Origin of the sequence: Oerskovia jenensis (assembly GCF_016907235.1) — a bacterium.
Lineage (GTDB): Bacteria > Actinomycetota > Actinomycetes > Actinomycetales > Cellulomonadaceae > Oerskovia > Oerskovia jenensis.
The window spans coordinates 3,421,031-3,435,359 of the sequence record NZ_JAFBBO010000001.1; the positions used below are offsets into that span (position 1 = coordinate 3,421,031).

A 14,329-nucleotide genomic window follows, 5' to 3' on the forward strand; every position below is an offset into this window, starting at 1 on the left:
GACACCTCCCAGGTGTGGGCGCTATTCGGTTGGGTCGCTCTTGCGGGTGTCGATCACGACCGGGTAGGCGCCTGGTTCATGGCTGCCTTGGGCGCGCCAGTTCTCCACGGCGGCGGACGCCCAGTTGATGCGTTCGTCGACGTCGAGCCAGGACCCCTTCTCGGGGTCAAGCGCGACCTCCCACGGGATGCCGTGCGGGTCGAACGCCCTCTCGTGCAGGAGCAGGGCTTCTGCGAGGGTCCGGTCGACGGCGGACCACTTCTTGAGGTACTTCGTCGGGCGCACACTCCAGGCGCGGGCGGCCTGGAGCGCCAGGACTAGGCCTGGACGTTCGCGGAGCGCCCGTTCGACGTAGGGCGGGGCAGTTCGGTGTCCGTCGACGTTGCGGCGTTCACGGCGTCGTACAGGCGGTCGATCCACTGCTTGCCGTGAGGGCGGGACCGAAGCGTCTTGAGGGCGTCGAGCGTGATGCCCTCGGCGGTGCCCTTGGCGGTCACGATGCTCACGACGGCGGTAGCGATGACAGCGAGCTTGCGGTCCTCGGCAGCCTGCGCGGCGGCCTGCTGCGCGAGGCGTGCCTTCTCGAGGAAGGCCTCGCGCACGCTGTCCGGCGCGGCGTCGAACTGCTTCGGGGGCAGGGGCTGCTTCGGGACCGGGACGACGTCGAACGAGGCATCGACCTCGTCCTGGGAGACGGCCCGCACCGTCCACAGGGACTTCGACTGCTCCCACCGGGCGGCGATGTCGTCACGCTGCGCGAGGAGCTCGGCGATCTCGTCCGTGTGGGTGTCGCCGAGGGTGGCCTCGGATCGGTCGTCGTCACGGGAGCGGGGCGCGGCGTCGGTCTCGACCCACCCGGCCTCGGCGAGGCGGGCCTCGACGGCTTCGTACTCCTCGACGAGTCGGGGGTCGTTGTAGATCGGGACCTCGCGGCGCGCGATCGTGCCGGACTGGATCCAGTCGAGGATGTCGAAGTCGGCGGGCGTGCTGTCGGTGCTCTGGTTCTCGTTCACGGGTCTCTCCACGGGTCTCGGGTGCTGCTGTCACGGGTCGGTGGCGAAGGGGTACCGGCGGGCCCGGACCCGTGAAGAACGGGCCCGCCGGAGTCAGGAGGTCAGGCGCCAGCCGCGACCGTGATGAACGGCCACGCAGCCTGCATCTCGCCCGGGACACGCCACTTCACGAAGCCGCCCAGGTCCGACGGGGGCTGCGGCTCGTCGGTGAGGAACTCCCCGCCGAGGTAGATCTCGTCGGACGCGGCCCACGCCTCGGTCGACTTCTTCGACGTCTTGCGGGCGTACCCGTAGAGGGTCGTGCCCTTGGCCTTGAGTGCCTGGAACACGTCGTCGCCCTCGTCGGTCGCGGACGCACCGGTCGTGGCGTCGAAGTACCGGAACGGCGTCAGACCGACCTGGTAGTTCGATGCGCCGAGGCTGTTCGCGTTGTTCTCGACGCACAGCGCCTTCTCCGCGACCTTGTCCGAGTCGGTGGCACCCCACAGGAAGTCGGACGCCATGAGGTTGCACGACGCGTCGATGCCCGCGTTGAGCTCGGCGGCCGTCGGCTTCGCGGGGTCGGCCGGCTTCGTCGTGAGGATGGTGAACTTCGTCTTGCCGTCAGCCAGGGAACGAGGCATGCCGGATCACTCCTTCTTGTCCCCGGCGGCCGGGGTCTTGGTGGTGGTCGCCGCGGTCGCGGCCTTGTCCGCCGCCGACTGGCGGGGGGTCTTCGAGAGGTGCCGCGACAGCGACGGGACGTCGAAGAAGTGCGCGGGGACGCGCGTCTTCTCCCCGGTGCGCTTGTCGTAGGCGTCGACGAACTCAGCCATGACTGGCCTCCTTCTGGGCATGGGTACGGGCCCCGCGCCGGTCGACGGGGGCTGGTCGGTGGTGGGTCAGGCGCCGGTGGTGCGGAAGATCATCGGGACGAAGAACCGGGCGGGCTTCACGACCGGGTCGACCTGGACCGGGACCGAGACCTCGTCCTCGACAAGGGGTCCGGTGAGCGGGGTGAGGTGCTTGCCCGCGAGGGCCTTTCGTACCAGGGCCGCGGCTTGCAGGACCCACAGGGGCTCGCCTGCGGCGACGGTGAACTGGCCGGGCCAGGTGAGCTCGTCGCCAGGTGTCGCGTCCAGGGCGCCAGCTTCCGTCTTCGGGTAGTGCCCGGCGGAGGGCCACACGACGACGTACGGGTAGGTGCGCCCGGCCGCGTCCGCTGGCGGGCTGTCCGGGACCTTGCCGTCGTAGACCCCGATGGTCGGGACCGCCCGCAGGAGCGCGAGGGCCGCGGTGTGCAGCTCAGCCGCGCTCGTCACAGGAACTCCCCGACGATGTCCTCGAGCGCAGACACGAACCCGGGGGAGCGGCGATCGAACGCCGGGCCCATGAACGCGTGGGGCGCCATGCGGGAGGTGCCGAACTCGACGAAGACCCCGTAGTTCGCGGTGGGCCCGATCTCGACCTCGAGCGTGCCGGACTGCCCGACCGTGCGCAGGTCGGAGTGGCCGATGCTGGACCGGAGGTTGCCGGTGTCGACCGGGGCGAACGCCTTCGCGTCGGCCTCGATGTCGCGCGCGGTCTTTCGCATGACGGTCTGCACCTTGGGCCCGATCTTGCCGGCGACGTTCGAGAGGTCCGCGGCGAGGGCGTTGAGCTCGGACGCGTCGATGCTGAAGCTCACGACGCCTCCTGGTTGGTGTGGTCGTCGATGCAGGTCAGGTCTCGCTCCCACCGCAGGGACGAGTACCGGGCGTCGGAGACCGTGAGGGTGCGGCCGGGGAGCGCGCTGTCGCCGTTGGCGTCGACGGTGAGGATGCGGACCTTCGCGCCGGCGTCGCCGGTCGGGATCACGGGGGCGTCCGCGGTGATGACGACGAGGTAGGTGTGCTGGGTGACGAGCTGGCCCGCGGCGTCCCCTGTAGTGGGGGTGGTCGCTTGGGCTTGGATGCGGCACTTGCCCTCGTACAGGACGGTCTCCGCACCAGGGCCGGTGGCACCGGTGCCGGGGTCCCAGCCGCCAGCGCCGCCGGTGGTGATGCGGCACGTCGCGCCCATGGCGCCCTCGGTGACGGGCTTGTGGTGCGCGGCCCACCCGGCCGGGATGACCGTGGTTCCGGGGAACGGCATCAGAGCCACACCCGCTCGGTGAGCTCGGGCCCGCGGGATGGGTAGGGGTGGAACTCCACAACGCCGAAGAACCCGTCCTCCGCTGCCGCCTCTTCCTCGTCCGCCGCCTTGCGCCGCGCCACAGCCTGGGCTCGGAGTTCGGCGGCGACCTTCGCACCGTCCGTGGACAGGTCGAGGGTCTTGATGGCCTTCGACACGAGGACCTCGGACGTCGCGATCGCGTCGAGGGCGTCCGCCGCGGCCCGCTTCACGGACCACGAGGCCGGTTCCGCCTCATCCGCGGGGACGCCGTTCAGGGCGAGGTAGCCCGTCAGCATCTCGGTCGAGAGGAGGAACGCGCCCTCGTTCACGTCCGCGGTGAGGAGGCGCACCTGCCCTACGGGGGTGGTGTAGTCGATCGACATGGTGCGCCTCCTCGCTCAGTGGACGGTCAGGACGAGGCGCCCGTGGCCGCGTAGGTGTGCGTCGGCAGGAGGCTCGCGCCACCGGCGACGTGGCGGACGCGGAAGTACACGCCGTCCTCGTTGAACGACCCCGCGTCGGCACCGAGCGCGCCGCCGCTGACGGTCGTGCCCTGGTCGTTCTTCTTGCGGATGTCCGGCGTCTCGTAGCCGCGCAGGAACGCGACCGCGAACGCGGGGCGGGGTGCCGTCGGGGCGGGGAGCACGAACCAGGCCGTGCCCTTGAGGCGGGCGTTCACGACGAGGGTGATGGCGCCCTTGAGCCAGTTCGGCTCGAGCGTCGTCTTGCCGCCGTTGGTGACCCGGACCTCGGTCGCGTTGAGGAGCCGGCGGGCGTTCATCTCCTGCGCGGGCCCGACCTCGAGGATCAGCGCGCCGGGCACGAGGATCTCGCCCTCGGCGTCCTCCTTCGTGGAGACCTTCGTGATCGCCGCGGAGAGGTTGTCGTGGTCGAGGACCTTCGTCTCGGGGGCGTTCCCGTTCGCGGTCTTGAAGAACCCGGGGTTCGGGGCGCCCGTGCTCGTCACGAGGAGCGAGTTCGCGACCTTGTCCTCGGTGACCGTGGCGGCGATCGCGAAGTTCGACGGCATCTGCTTCAGCTCGTCGATGTCGTCGTTGATGCTCGCCTCCCACGAGTACCCGAACCGGCGACCGAACTTCTTCACCGAGATCTCGTACTCGTCGGTGTCGTGGACGCCCTCGGGGTACTCGGACAGCTCGGGCACCTCGTCGAGGGCTTCGCGGCCGCCGAGGATGTCGACGAGCTTCTTCGGCTTGAAGTCCTTCACGCTCGCGCGCGTGGCCCACTGGGTCCACTGCGCGGGCGTGTCGTTGTACTTCGTGAGGAGCTCGCGGTCCAGGACGTCGCCGGTGACGGACCGGAACAGGTCCGACGTCGACAGGGCCTCCTTGACGAGGAGCGCTGCGCGGTCGTTGCCGTCCCACGCGCGGCCCCACAGCTCGGCGGCCTCGACGATGGCCTTGGCCCGGGCGGGGGAGTACTGGCGGCGCTGGGTGGGGCTGTTGCCGAGCATGGTGCCGGCATCGGTGAGGCCGAACGCCTCACCCACGTTGGAGATGGTCATGAGGGGTCCTTTCTCAGACCTGGGCGAGGATGACCGGGAGCGGCCCGGTGCCGGTCCCCTTGGTGCCGTGCGAGTACCCGAACAGGGTGTTGTCGGTCACGGTGGCGGTGAGCGCGTTCGCGCTCGTGATGTAGACCGGCAGGCCCACGGACGCGATCGCACCGGCGACCTGGAGCTCGTAGGAGCCCTCACGCCAGACGGTGGCGTAGCCCTCGGCGTTGCCGCCCTCGCCCTCCGCGGTGGCGGTGACGCCGATGAGGGAGCCGACCTTGACGGGGGCGCCGGACTTGGTGTCGGCGGGAACGGGCAGCGAGATCTTGCGCGCCTCGTTGAAGATGAGGTTCCTCATGTCACGCCTCCTTCACGGAGCGGCCGAACGCGGTGGCGATCGACTCGTCGACGTCGGCGACGCTCGGGGCGGCGCCGCTGGGGGTGGTGCTGCCGCCGAGGCCGCGGACGCTGCCTGCGCCCTGGGCTTCGGCGATCTTCGCGGCGTGCTCGGCGACGGCCTTGGTGAAGGCGTCGGTGTCGAGGCGGCCGGACTCAGCGATGCGCGGAGCCGAGGCCAGGAGGCCCGCGGTCTCGAGGTCGTTGAAGTCGTGGTCGGACTCGGCGATGATGCGGGCGGCGCGCTCGGTGTCGACCTCGCGGTGGGCCTCGGCGGTCTCCTTGCGGGCGGTGTCGCGCTCGGACTCGAGCACGGTGGCCCGGCCGGCGTCCGTCTCGAGCTGAGCCAGGCGGCTCTCCTCGATCTGGGTCGTTGCCATGGTTCCCTCCTGGGATTCGGTGGCGGTGGTCTGCCCGGCCGGACGGCTCGGGACATCTGCGGGGGCGACGGGCACGTACTCGGTGCGGACGCGCACCTCGATGCGGTCGCCGGTGAGCGTGGTCGCGACGTCGTCGCTCACGTCGTAGGACTGCTGGTAGATGCCCGCGTCCTCACCGGTCTCGACCTCGAACCACACGGTCCGTGCGGTGTCGTCGTGATCGCGGATCCATACCCAGGTGTTCTCCGCGCTGTACGCGTCCTTGAGGAGCATCGAGAGCTGCTCGCGGCGATCGTTTGCCTTCGCCTCGGAGACGCCGGCGAGGGCGGATTCGAGGACCTGCAGGATCTTGCCGCCGCGCCCGGCCTTGGTCACGAAGTCGACCGAGGTTCCCTCGACGAGGCGTGTAATGATGCGGCCCTTGCGGCCGTCGGCCTCGCCTTCCTCGACCTCGGCGGCGGCGCGGATGCTGACCCCGATCGCCTCGGCCATCTCGGTCAGGGGCTCGCGCCAGTTCGAGAACACGACGGCTTCGGCGACGAGTTTGCCGCCGTCCCAGTGGGCGTCCTCGGCGAGGACCGCGGCGAGCGTGTTCAGGTCTCGCTCGGGGCGCTCGTAGTTCTCGGTCGCGGTCGGGTGGTTGACGTACATGTGCGTGCCGGCGGGGAAGATCCGGTCGCGAGCCGCGGCTTCGAGGACGTCCTGGGAGTAGTACCCGGAGGACCCCCAACCGGGGTTGATGATCTGCACGTTCATGCGGCCGGGCCCGTGGGTGGGGGCCGCTGCTTCGGCGAGGCCAGATTCGGCCAGGGTTACCGTCACTGGTACCTCCGGTGGATGATGGGGCGGTGAGCGAAGCCGACAAGGTCGACTGCGTCGAACACGTGTGGGTGTTCACGGGCGCGGTGCTGGGACGTGATGGTGCGCATCTGGAGCACGAGTGCTCCCGGTGCGGCTCGACCGCGTTCGAGGGGCCAGGCGACCGGTTCAGGACGACGCCAGGGCTGACACCGGGGTGACGGTGTAGGTGTCGCGCCACCCGGTCGCGGTGCGGCGCTGGGACAGGTCGTCCCACTCGATGTCGCCGGACTTGAGCAGGTCGAGTCGGGCGGGGCCCATGATCTGCAGCTGGTCCTTCGCCGGCAGGGCGTCGAACCACGCGCGGGCGTCCTGGGTGAGCGACTTCGGCTCCTTGATCCCGGTGAACCCGAGCTCGGCCCACGACTTCGTGACCGGGACACGAGCGCACCGGCCCTGCTGGTGGTCGTAGGGCCCTGGTTCGTCGATCGGGTGCTGGCGGCCGTGCTGCGCGAGGCAGGACGGGCACGTGCGCCGGTCGAGGGCCGCATGCCACTCCCACGCCGCGAGGACGTCAGCGTTGGCCTGGTCCTGCGCGTAGGCGGCGCCGCGGTGAGCGTCGAGCATCTCAGTGCGGGCCACGTTCATGGCGCGCGTGAGGCCACCGTTGAAGGTCGACTCGATGCGCTTGAGCATGGCTCTCGCCGCCGACTTCGGGTTCTCGCCGAGCGCGACCCCGCGGAGCAGGGCCGCGTTCAGCGACGCGGCGGCCTCTGCGGACAAGGGCAGGAGCGTCGAGGTGATCTGCTCCGTCGTGCGCGCCACGATCGCCTCGAGCGCGGAGGCCTCGACCCGGTTGAACTGGGCGCCGAGGACAGCCTGCGTGCCGGCCTGGGCGGGCATCTGCGACGCGGTCAGGCGCGCCTGCCACTCCACGGACTCTGCCGCGATCGCAGCCAGGTCCTCGACGATCCGGACCCCGGCCTCGCGAGCGAGCCGCTCAAGCGCGGCCTGCGTGGCGTCGAGGGTCCGCAGGACCCGCTCCGCACGGTAGATCGTCGCCCGCGTGGGCCAGGCGCCGTCCTGCGCCTGCGCGATCAGGTCCGTGAGGGCGAGCTCCCAGTCGTGGGAGAGGGTGTCCCACGCGTAGACCCACGCCTTCACGAGGTCATTCGTCGCGGCGTCGACCGTCTTGTCGAGGGCAACGCGCATGGACCGCAGGAGGCGTTGCGTCTCCCGGTTCACGGCCATCAGCGCACCGCCTCGGACGGGTCAGTACCCCTGCGGAACGCTGCAGTGGCGGCGTCCCCGACGGCTTGCCCGACCGTCTTGTAGGGGTCGAGCCAGTTCCCCTGGTCGTCCGTGAGGTCGTCGATGATCTCGTCCGCGTCCTTCACGCCGAGCGCGGCGAGGAGCAGCTTCGCGATCTGGATCGGGGGCAGCGTGCGCGTGGAGTCGGCCTTGGCGATGGCCTCGATGATGACGTTGAGCGGGACCTCGTCGATCGGGGGCCAGTCGATCTCGATCGTGGTGTCGGTGTCACCGGCGAGGACGAGAACCTCCCGGCCCGTGAACGAGTCGCGCGTGATGGTGCCGCGCAGAGGTCCACGCGGCGCCTTGGCCGCCTGGAGGATGACGTACTGCCCGATGCTGCGGACGGTCTCAGCCCACAGGGAGCGGCGCTGCGTCATCTCCAGGCGGGTCGGGAGGTTCAGAGTCTCGGCGACGGCACGGGCACCGGTCTGGCCCGGGTCGGCGAGGAGCGTCGTAACGGGGACGCCGAGGCCAGCGGCGATCATCGCGGCGAGCGGGCGACCGGACTCGGAGTCGATCGTGGCGCCGGTCTTCGGGATCGCCTCGAGCGTGGTGTCCGGGCTCATGACCGCGGTCGCACCGACGCTGTTTTCGTTGCCAGGGATGCCGGACCCGCCGGGGCGGCGAGCGACCGCGGCGCGAGCCTTCTGCGCCTTGGAGCCCTTCGACGTCATGCGGAACGCGAACTGCGACAGCGCCTTGATGAGCGTGGCCCAGTCGGCAAGGAAGTCCTTGTAGGCGCGAGCCCAGGTGATCGCGGCGTAGGCGTCGCCGATGCCGAACTTCCACCCGTCGAGGCGGTTCACGCTGGTGTGGTGGACCGGGGAGTCCCAGTGGACTGGATACCCGTCGATGGTGCGGGGGCGGGTCGCGGGACGGAACGTCAGCGCGGGGTAGAACGCCGTCAGGTTCTCGGTCGTGGTGCGGCCGTCGTTCCCGATGCGGGTCTGCGTCCAGACGCGCTTGTAGAACCACGGGTCGTCGAGGTCGTCCGGGTTGGTGATGACGTCCACGATCTCGTCGAACGGCAGCGACCGGACCTGCACGAACCCCGTGAGGGGGGAGGTGAAGCAGGCAAGGAACACGTTCCCGTCGGTGCCGAGCGCACGCTCGAGCTCTTCCTGGGCCTGGTCGCCAGTGAACGCGGCACGGTTGCCCTGGTCATCGAGGAAGGCCTGCACGACGGCGTTCACGTCCTGCTCGGCCGTGTTCTTCTCGTTCTTCCCGGTGGCGCGGGCCTGGATCTGGACGCCCTGCCCCCACACGTACGCCTGACGGATGGACAGGCCACGCTTGATGAGGGGGTTCGCGACAGCCATGACCCGGGCGGTCTGCGCGTTGCGACGCAGGCCCTCACGGGAGAACTCGCGCTCGCCAGTGGCGTTGAGGGCGTCCCACCCGCGGTCGTCCAGCGCGCGCTCGAGGTCCGCCATCGACTCGACGGCGAGCTCGACGTTCTCCTCGGCGATGCGCGCACGCTCGAGGGCGGCGGTCACGACGGGGGACTCCTGGATGCCGAAGATCTGGCGGATGCGCAACACGTCACCGCCTTCCAGGGGTCAGTAGCCGCCGAGGTAGGCGTGCGGGTTGTCGTCGACGAAGTCGTCGGAGTCGAACTGGTCCTCTTCCCACAGGGGCATGAGGAGGAGCCGGTTCACGGCCTGGGAGAACGCGTCGACCGTGTCGTCGTGGGCGCCGTTCGGGAAGGCGCGGGTCTCCTCGAGGAACTCCTCGACGTTCGGGAGGAGTTCGGCGGCGGGGAGGTGAACGTTCTTGGAGTGGACGAACGGGGACACCGCGGCGGCGCGTGCGTACTTGCTGCCCTCGGGCTCGACGGCGATGAGGCCGGGGAGCTGGCGTGACAGGGCGTTGATGACGGCGGGCCCGTTCGCCTTGTCCTCGACGAACTTCGCGATGGCCTGGGGCCACTTCGCCGACATGGCCTTGATCGCGTCCAGCGTTGCCGTGAAGGACAGCCGGGCGCGGACTTGGTCGAGGAGGTACACGTCGGCGCCGATGCGGAGCCAGACCTGCCCGACGACGTAGTCGCTGGCCTTGGTGTCCTTGAACGCGAGGTCCCAGGACTGCACGAGCTCGAAGTCGTGGCCGGGGATCCAGCAGGACCCGCCCTCCCGGTTGACGTGCATGGGCTGGTCGAAGCGGGGCCACTCGGACGGGAACAGGTCGCCCTGGTCCGGGGAGGGGCGGCCCTGGAAGAGCGCGGCCCAGGTGCGGGGACCGGACTGAACCTTGCGCCGCTCCCACTGGGCCGGGGTGCGACCGCGGGCGGAGATCATGTACTCGCCGGGCTGGCGGCCCAGGACGTCGGTCTCGCCCTGCTCGGGCCGGTGGTCGGCCTGCGCGGGGATGTTCTCGACGCGCCACAGGTGCCCGTCCTCGGCGGCCTTGAGTCGGCCGGCGAGGTCGTCGTGGTGCCACCTGGTGAGGATGAGGATCACGGGCGCGCCGGGGGCGAGTCGCGTGGAGGCGACGTCGGTCCACCAGTCCCACGCGCGGTCGCGGTACACCTCGGAGTCGGCTTCGGCGCGGTCCTTGAGGGGGTCGTCGATGATCAAGAGGTCGGCAGGGCGGGAGGTGAGGCCACCGCCGATGCCGACGGCATAGACGCCCCCGAGGTGCCCGGAGATCTGGAACTCGTGCTGGGCTGCGACGTCGTCCGCGATCCGCATCCCCAGCGTGTCGGCGTGGGTGCCGACCTCGCCACGGATGAGGCGGCCCATGCGGCGGGCGACGTTCGCGGCGTAGGACGCGATGATGATGCGCGTGTCGGGCCGGTCCTGTAGGAGCCAGGTCGGCGCCCACTTCGTGGCGAGCGTGCTCTTCCCCTCCTGCGGGGGCATCGACACGATGAGGCGCCCGTCGGGAGTGTTCAGCGTCTCGAGGATCGCGGCGTTGATGACGTCGATCGCCGGGGTGCGCCGGAACTTCGGGTCGAGCTCGACGGCCATCTCTGCGGGGGAGGGCCAACGCGGGGGCGGGGCGGGCTCGAACTGGCGGGCGGCGTGCTCGAGGAAGGCGAGCGACATGGCCGCTCACCTCCGAGTTCTGTCAGCTGGCCAGGATCAGGGTGATGATTCCGAGGATGATCGCTACTGCTACCCCAGCCCAGGCGGCCGCGATGCCATGCCTCGTCGAGTTCTGGGCCCTCGTGCTGGCTGCCTGCGCGGCCTCCGCGTCAAGGCGGGCAGCCGCAGCGTCCGCCCGGGCGATTTCGACCATCTCCCGGAGGTGCTCGTTCGATTCGATGAGCAGCGCCTGTTGCTCCTCGAGCCGCTCGACAACTTCGAAGGTGGGGTTGGGCGCGAGATCGAAAGTCTCTGGAATGTCCCCCAGGTCGAAACGCGGTTGGGACATTTCTAGCGACCTCGCCAGGGACGGCACGTCGAACCACTGCTTGCTCGAGACTCGGAGTCCTTCAAGGAAGGAGTCGGGCAGTTTGCCCAGCGCGCTGTACTTGCGGGGGCTTTCAACTGGCTCGTCGACTTCAGCAGCATCGTCGCTCATCGGCACACGATATCGCTGCGTACCGACACGTGGTGCCCTGACGGGTCGGGGTCGCTCACCGCGCTGGTCTCGACCGTTGATCGCGGGGTTCCGGCGACGCCGTCAGGGAGTAAGGGGTGCGCATCGACGACGGGCTGACGTGGCCACGTCGGGGGCCGGACTCAGCAGCCTGCACGGTTCTTCCGTGGCGTCGTCGATGACGGGTCCCGCGGGCGAGCGCGGGAGACAGGGGGCATGCGAAAGGCCCCGGGAGCACTTGCTCTACCGGGGCCTTCCGACACGACTTCTATGTGAGCACAACGTAGCGTGACAGCCGCGAGGGCGCAACAGCCTCACGTTCTAGGTGCTCTGGTCGTCGTTAGGTCCAAAACGATCTACGCCGTAGATGAAGACGATCGCGATGATCAGCCCGAGGATCGCCCCCCACGTGATCGACTGCCCCGGATAGTCGTCGGGGCCAACCAGACGGTCCAGCGACTCCATCGAGACTCCAAAGCCGCCGCCCCATGCGCCCAGGAAGGTCTTCACACGAGAGAACTGCTTCGTTGAAAGCCGCCGGTCAGGAGAGGATGGAACCTCGTCGTCATCGAAGATCGCGGCTGCAAGTTCATCCGACAACTGCAGGTGGGAGTCCGGGGGCAAGGCCTCCGTGATGCCGCTTGCCGCTGCTCGGATTTGCTCCAGCCGATCTGCCGGCAACTGAGTGTGAAACTCGGCCATCAGGCCATCCGGCAGCTCGGAATAGAGAGTCCGGGTGATGACTTGCCACACCCGATCGATGGACTTCTCGAGTTCCGGCGAGGTTGGGATGTTCTTCAGCAGTTCTCTAGCACTCTCGGCGACTTGAGCATAGTTCGAGGGCATCGCCACGCGGTTCGCGGCTTCTACGAGGCGACGGAGCGTGGCGGGATCGATCGAGAACGCCGGGTGGCCCTCCCACGGGCTGTCCTGTGTCGTCATGCAGGCACGTTAGCGCCCCGCGCTCACAAGGGCCACGGCTGTCGTTCTTCCGGTGACGAGATCGATGACGTCGCCGACGCGGTAGAGGGGGTGGGTGTGGGTACCACGGTTCACGATCCGCTTCCGGGACGCCCACTTGCGCAGGGTGGCGGCCTTGACTTGGACGCCGAGCCCATCGATCGCGCGTGCGAGCTCGCTGGCGGGCAGGAGCATGTCCTCAGCCTGGTCGCGGAGCCATGCGCGGCGTGCGTCGAGGGGGTAGGCGGTGCCGCAGTCGGGGCAGGTGACGGTGTCGTGGCCGGGGTGGGCGTAGAGCTCGCCGGCGCAGTCCTGCGCGAGGCCGTGCTCGTCGACGGTGGTCGCGGTGCAGGGCCCGGCGTACTTGCGGTCGGCGGGTCGGTCGATGACGCGGCGGGCGGCGCGCAGGAGGTCGGTGAGTGCGGCGATGGTGTCGGCGCCGTCGGGCTGTTGGCGGAGCCACTGGACCTGGTGGGTGAGCCAGTTGGCGAGGGCGTCGAGGGTGTTGAGGGGTCGGAAGAGGCCGCGGCGGCGGGCGATGTCGTCGCCGGTGGCGGTCATGGTGGACAGGAGGTCCCAGCGCGCTTCGGAGGCGCGGTACCCGTAGGGGAGGCGGACGAGGCCGGTCTCGTCGGGGAGGCCGGCTTCGTGGTCGGCGGGGACGATGCCGATGCCTGTGGACTGGCGTGCGATCGCGTCGTCGAGGTCCGTGGCGAGGCCGGGGCTGACGGGGCGGTCGCCGGTCTCACGCAGCGGGTTCAGGTGCGGGTGGTCGGGGGTGCCGCAGTCGTCGCACCGTTCGTGGTGGGGCCGGTGGGGGTAGGTCAGGACGCGGCTCCGCTCACCGACGATGTCCGGGACGGAGCGCAGCAGTGCGAGGAGGGCGTCGCCGCACTCGGGGCAGACGTAGCAGGTGTCGGGGACCTGGCGGGCGCACCCGTCGACGGTGCAGAGCTGGGTGGTGCTCACTGTCCGGTGACCTCCCTCGTCCGTGGCTCGGTCTTGGTCTCCTCGTGGTCCCAGTTCCAGTGCCGGCGGCCGGTGATGTCGAGGCGGTTGATGGTGAGGACCCAGCGGGTGCCGCATCGGCGGCACTGCCAGATGGAGCCGGGAGCCCGACGCATTGGCGGGACGGGGGCATAGCAGCTGTGAGGGTGGCGCGCCTTCTCGATCCACGGCATCAGGCGCCCCTCCCGATCCGAAGCGAGCCCGGGACGATGTACGGGCTCAATTCGGTGGCGCGGGCGAGCTGGGCCGGGGTCGGCGCGGTTTCGGAGAGGATCCCCTGGGCCTCGCGCATCATGAGGAGCTTGCGCTGTGCGGCGTTGCCCATCTCACGGAGCGCGCGCTCGAGCCTGCTGAAGTCCGGAGGCGGGAAGCGCACGAACAGCACGCGGGCCTGCCTCTGCTGCCACTGGGCGGGGCGTCCTTCGGCTTCGCGCCGGTCCGCGCGAACGCACTGCATGCACATCAGACCGCCTCCCCGAGGATGTGGCGGGCGACGATGACGGCGTGGTGGTCGAGGGTGTCCTCGAGTCGGAAGCCGTTCTCGTCGGCTGGGTCGTCCGGGTCGTCGGCCTTGTCGGCGATGTGATCCCAGGTCGCGGCGATGGCGTCGAGCCAGTTCGCGAGGGCCAGGTGGAGGGCGGACCTGTTCGGGTACATCCGGGCGTTGGTTTCCCCGCCCCACTCCTCCCGCTCGACTTGGGCGGCGCGGCGCAGCAGGTCGGCACTCATGGGATCTCCGTATGGTTGGGGCGGAAGGGGTAGATGCCGGCCGCGGCGAGGGCGTCCCGAGTTGCGTTCACGAAGTGGCTACACGTTCTTCGAGGGCTGGGGTGCCCGCTACCATCCGGGGCATGGACGATGGAGCGGTCGCTACAGTCATTGCCGCCGTACTGACAATCGGGGGCGGATTCTGGCAGTCTCGCCGGACCTCACACAGGGACCGAGATCGAATCGAGCAAGACTTGCGGATCCTCACTGCGCTTCCGGGCGATTCAGAGGGCAAGTCGGCGCTGAGGACTTCTATCGACCAGCGCGTGTTGGGGCTGCTCGGTGGAAGTGCAGAACGCCGGGATGTCGGTGGAGTCACGATCGCCCTCATCTTCTTGATCGTCTGTGCGCTCACCGTTTGGCAGGGGTACTCCGGCGGTTCGTGGTGGCGGTTGCTGTGGGTTGCGGCTGCCATCACTGGCTCCATTGGCCTATATGGCCTCGTTGAAAGCTGGAAAAAGGTAGCCCGCGACGCGAGCGGCCGGAGGGTGAGCAGGTAG

The 14,329-nt window shown here is 69.7% G+C and carries 20 protein-coding genes; 1 reads left to right on the plus strand and 19 read right to left on the minus strand.

Annotation, left to right across the window (positions count from 1 at the left end; genetic code table 11):
• Positions 1 to 21: 21 nt before the first annotated feature.
• From JOD49_RS15365 to JOD49_RS15455, 19 genes are all read right to left on the minus strand, one after another.
• Complete coding sequence (locus tag JOD49_RS15365) at positions 22 to 285, minus strand: hypothetical protein (protein WP_205307935.1); 264 nt, start codon at positions 283 to 285, stop codon at positions 22 to 24.
• 32 nt (positions 286 to 317) lie between these two features.
• Positions 318 to 1,013 carry a hypothetical protein gene (locus tag JOD49_RS15370; protein WP_205307936.1) on the minus strand — a complete coding sequence of 232 codons (696 nt, stop codon included), beginning with the start codon at positions 1,011 to 1,013 and terminating at the stop codon, positions 318 to 320.
• 101 nt (positions 1,014 to 1,114) lie between these two features.
• Entirely contained in the window at positions 1,115 to 1,636 is a 522-nt protein-coding gene (locus tag JOD49_RS15375; protein ID WP_205307937.1) for a phage tail tube protein, read from the minus strand.
• A gap of 6 nt (positions 1,637 to 1,642) precedes the next feature.
• On the minus strand, positions 1,643 to 1,828 hold the full coding sequence (locus tag JOD49_RS15380) for a hypothetical protein (RefSeq protein ID WP_205307938.1): 186 nt from the start codon (positions 1,826 to 1,828) through the stop codon (positions 1,643 to 1,645).
• A 66-nt stretch (positions 1,829 to 1,894) separates the two neighbouring features.
• Complete coding sequence (locus tag JOD49_RS15385) at positions 1,895 to 2,314, minus strand: hypothetical protein (RefSeq protein ID WP_205307939.1); 420 nt, start codon at positions 2,312 to 2,314, stop codon at positions 1,895 to 1,897.
• Positions 2,311 to 2,679, minus strand: a complete 369-nt coding sequence (locus JOD49_RS15390; RefSeq protein ID WP_307822578.1) for an HK97-gp10 family putative phage morphogenesis protein — start codon at positions 2,677 to 2,679, stop codon at positions 2,311 to 2,313. Before JOD49_RS15390 ends, JOD49_RS15385 begins: the two co-directional genes overlap by 4 nt.
• Positions 2,676 to 3,125: a DUF6093 family protein gene (locus tag JOD49_RS15395; RefSeq protein WP_239526474.1), complete on the minus strand. Its 450-nt coding sequence runs from the start codon at positions 3,123 to 3,125 to the stop codon at positions 2,676 to 2,678. Before JOD49_RS15395 ends, JOD49_RS15390 begins: the two co-directional genes overlap by 4 nt.
• A complete protein-coding gene (locus JOD49_RS15400; RefSeq protein WP_205307941.1) occupies positions 3,125 to 3,529 on the minus strand; it encodes a hypothetical protein in 405 nt (134 codons plus the stop codon). The genes JOD49_RS15395 and JOD49_RS15400 overlap by 1 nt, the downstream gene beginning before the upstream one ends.
• Positions 3,530 to 3,555: 26 nt before the next feature.
• Positions 3,556 to 4,671 (minus strand): phage major capsid protein, encoded by a 1,116-nt coding sequence (locus JOD49_RS15405; RefSeq protein WP_205307942.1) that lies wholly within the window; start codon positions 4,669 to 4,671, stop codon positions 3,556 to 3,558.
• Between the two features lie 13 nt (positions 4,672 to 4,684).
• Positions 4,685 to 5,020 (minus strand): DUF2190 family protein, encoded by a 336-nt coding sequence (locus JOD49_RS15410; protein WP_205307943.1) that lies wholly within the window; start codon positions 5,018 to 5,020, stop codon positions 4,685 to 4,687.
• Position 5,021: 1 nt separating this feature from the next.
• Positions 5,022 to 6,260 (minus strand): hypothetical protein, encoded by a 1,239-nt coding sequence (locus JOD49_RS15415; RefSeq protein WP_205307944.1) that lies wholly within the window; start codon positions 6,258 to 6,260, stop codon positions 5,022 to 5,024.
• Between the two features lie 165 nt (positions 6,261 to 6,425).
• Positions 6,426 to 7,448, minus strand: coding sequence for a phage minor head protein (locus JOD49_RS15420; protein WP_205307945.1), 1,023 nt, complete (start codon positions 7,446 to 7,448; stop codon positions 6,426 to 6,428).
• Positions 7,449 to 7,486: 38 nt separating this feature from the next.
• Entirely contained in the window at positions 7,487 to 9,091 is a 1,605-nt protein-coding gene (locus JOD49_RS15425) for a hypothetical protein (protein WP_205307946.1), read from the minus strand.
• An 18-nt stretch (positions 9,092 to 9,109) separates the two neighbouring features.
• Entirely contained in the window at positions 9,110 to 10,597 is a 1,488-nt protein-coding gene (gene terL, locus JOD49_RS15430; protein ID WP_205307947.1) for a phage terminase large subunit, read from the minus strand.
• 22 nt (positions 10,598 to 10,619) lie between these two features.
• Positions 10,620 to 11,075: a hypothetical protein gene (locus tag JOD49_RS15435; protein ID WP_205307948.1), complete on the minus strand. Its 456-nt coding sequence runs from the start codon at positions 11,073 to 11,075 to the stop codon at positions 10,620 to 10,622.
• A gap of 339 nt (positions 11,076 to 11,414) precedes the next feature.
• Positions 11,415 to 12,035 carry a hypothetical protein gene (locus JOD49_RS15440; RefSeq protein ID WP_205307949.1) on the minus strand — a complete coding sequence of 207 codons (621 nt, stop codon included), beginning with the start codon at positions 12,033 to 12,035 and terminating at the stop codon, positions 11,415 to 11,417.
• Between the two features lie 9 nt (positions 12,036 to 12,044).
• The gene (locus tag JOD49_RS15445; protein ID WP_205307950.1) at positions 12,045 to 13,022 is read right to left on the minus strand and encodes a hypothetical protein; all 978 of its coding nucleotides are present in this window, start codon (positions 13,020 to 13,022) and stop codon (positions 12,045 to 12,047) included.
• Positions 13,023 to 13,233: 211 nt separating this feature from the next.
• Entirely contained in the window at positions 13,234 to 13,518 is a 285-nt protein-coding gene (locus JOD49_RS15450; RefSeq protein ID WP_205307951.1) for a hypothetical protein, read from the minus strand.
• A 5-nt stretch (positions 13,519 to 13,523) separates the two neighbouring features.
• The gene (locus tag JOD49_RS15455) at positions 13,524 to 13,790 is read right to left on the minus strand and encodes a hypothetical protein (RefSeq protein ID WP_205307952.1); all 267 of its coding nucleotides are present in this window, start codon (positions 13,788 to 13,790) and stop codon (positions 13,524 to 13,526) included.
• A gap of 122 nt (positions 13,791 to 13,912) precedes the next feature.
• On the opposite strand from JOD49_RS15455, the gene JOD49_RS15460 reads away from it, so the two are divergent.
• Positions 13,913 to 14,329 carry a hypothetical protein gene (locus JOD49_RS15460; protein WP_205307953.1) on the plus strand — a complete coding sequence of 139 codons (417 nt, stop codon included), beginning with the start codon at positions 13,913 to 13,915 and terminating at the stop codon, positions 14,327 to 14,329.

What these genes read in the sequence shown, in the direction of transcription:
- JOD49_RS15375 (WP_205307937.1), bottom strand. Translation starts at nt 1,636, where the DNA reads ATGCCTCGTTCCCTGGCTGACGGCAAGACGAAGTTCACCATCCTCACG.
- JOD49_RS15380 (WP_205307938.1), bottom strand. Translation starts at nt 1,828, where the DNA reads ATGGCTGAGTTCGTCGACGCCTACGACAAGCGCACCGGGGAGAAGACG.
- JOD49_RS15395 (WP_239526474.1), bottom strand. Translation starts at nt 3,125, where the DNA reads ATGCCGTTCCCCGGAACCACGGTCATCCCGGCCGGGTGGGCCGCGCAC.
- JOD49_RS15400 (WP_205307941.1), bottom strand. Translation starts at nt 3,529, where the DNA reads ATGTCGATCGACTACACCACCCCCGTAGGGCAGGTGCGCCTCCTCACC.
- JOD49_RS15405 (WP_205307942.1), bottom strand. Translation starts at nt 4,671, where the DNA reads ATGACCATCTCCAACGTGGGTGAGGCGTTCGGCCTCACCGATGCCGGC.
- JOD49_RS15410 (WP_205307943.1), bottom strand. Translation starts at nt 5,020, where the DNA reads ATGAGGAACCTCATCTTCAACGAGGCGCGCAAGATCTCGCTGCCCGTT.
- JOD49_RS15420 (WP_205307945.1), bottom strand. Translation starts at nt 7,448, where the DNA reads ATGCGCGTTGCCCTCGACAAGACGGTCGACGCCGCGACGAATGACCTC.
- terL (WP_205307947.1), bottom strand. Translation starts at nt 10,597, where the DNA reads ATGTCGCTCGCCTTCCTCGAGCACGCCGCCCGCCAGTTCGAGCCCGCC.
- JOD49_RS15435 (WP_205307948.1), bottom strand. Translation starts at nt 11,075, where the DNA reads ATGAGCGACGATGCTGCTGAAGTCGACGAGCCAGTTGAAAGCCCCCGC.
- JOD49_RS15440 (WP_205307949.1), bottom strand. Translation starts at nt 12,035, where the DNA reads ATGACGACACAGGACAGCCCGTGGGAGGGCCACCCGGCGTTCTCGATC.
- JOD49_RS15450 (WP_205307951.1), bottom strand. Translation starts at nt 13,518, where the DNA reads ATGCAGTGCGTTCGCGCGGACCGGCGCGAAGCCGAAGGACGCCCCGCC.
- JOD49_RS15455 (WP_205307952.1), bottom strand. Translation starts at nt 13,790, where the DNA reads ATGAGTGCCGACCTGCTGCGCCGCGCCGCCCAAGTCGAGCGGGAGGAG.
- JOD49_RS15460 (WP_205307953.1), top strand. Translation starts at nt 13,913, where the DNA reads ATGGACGATGGAGCGGTCGCTACAGTCATTGCCGCCGTACTGACAATC.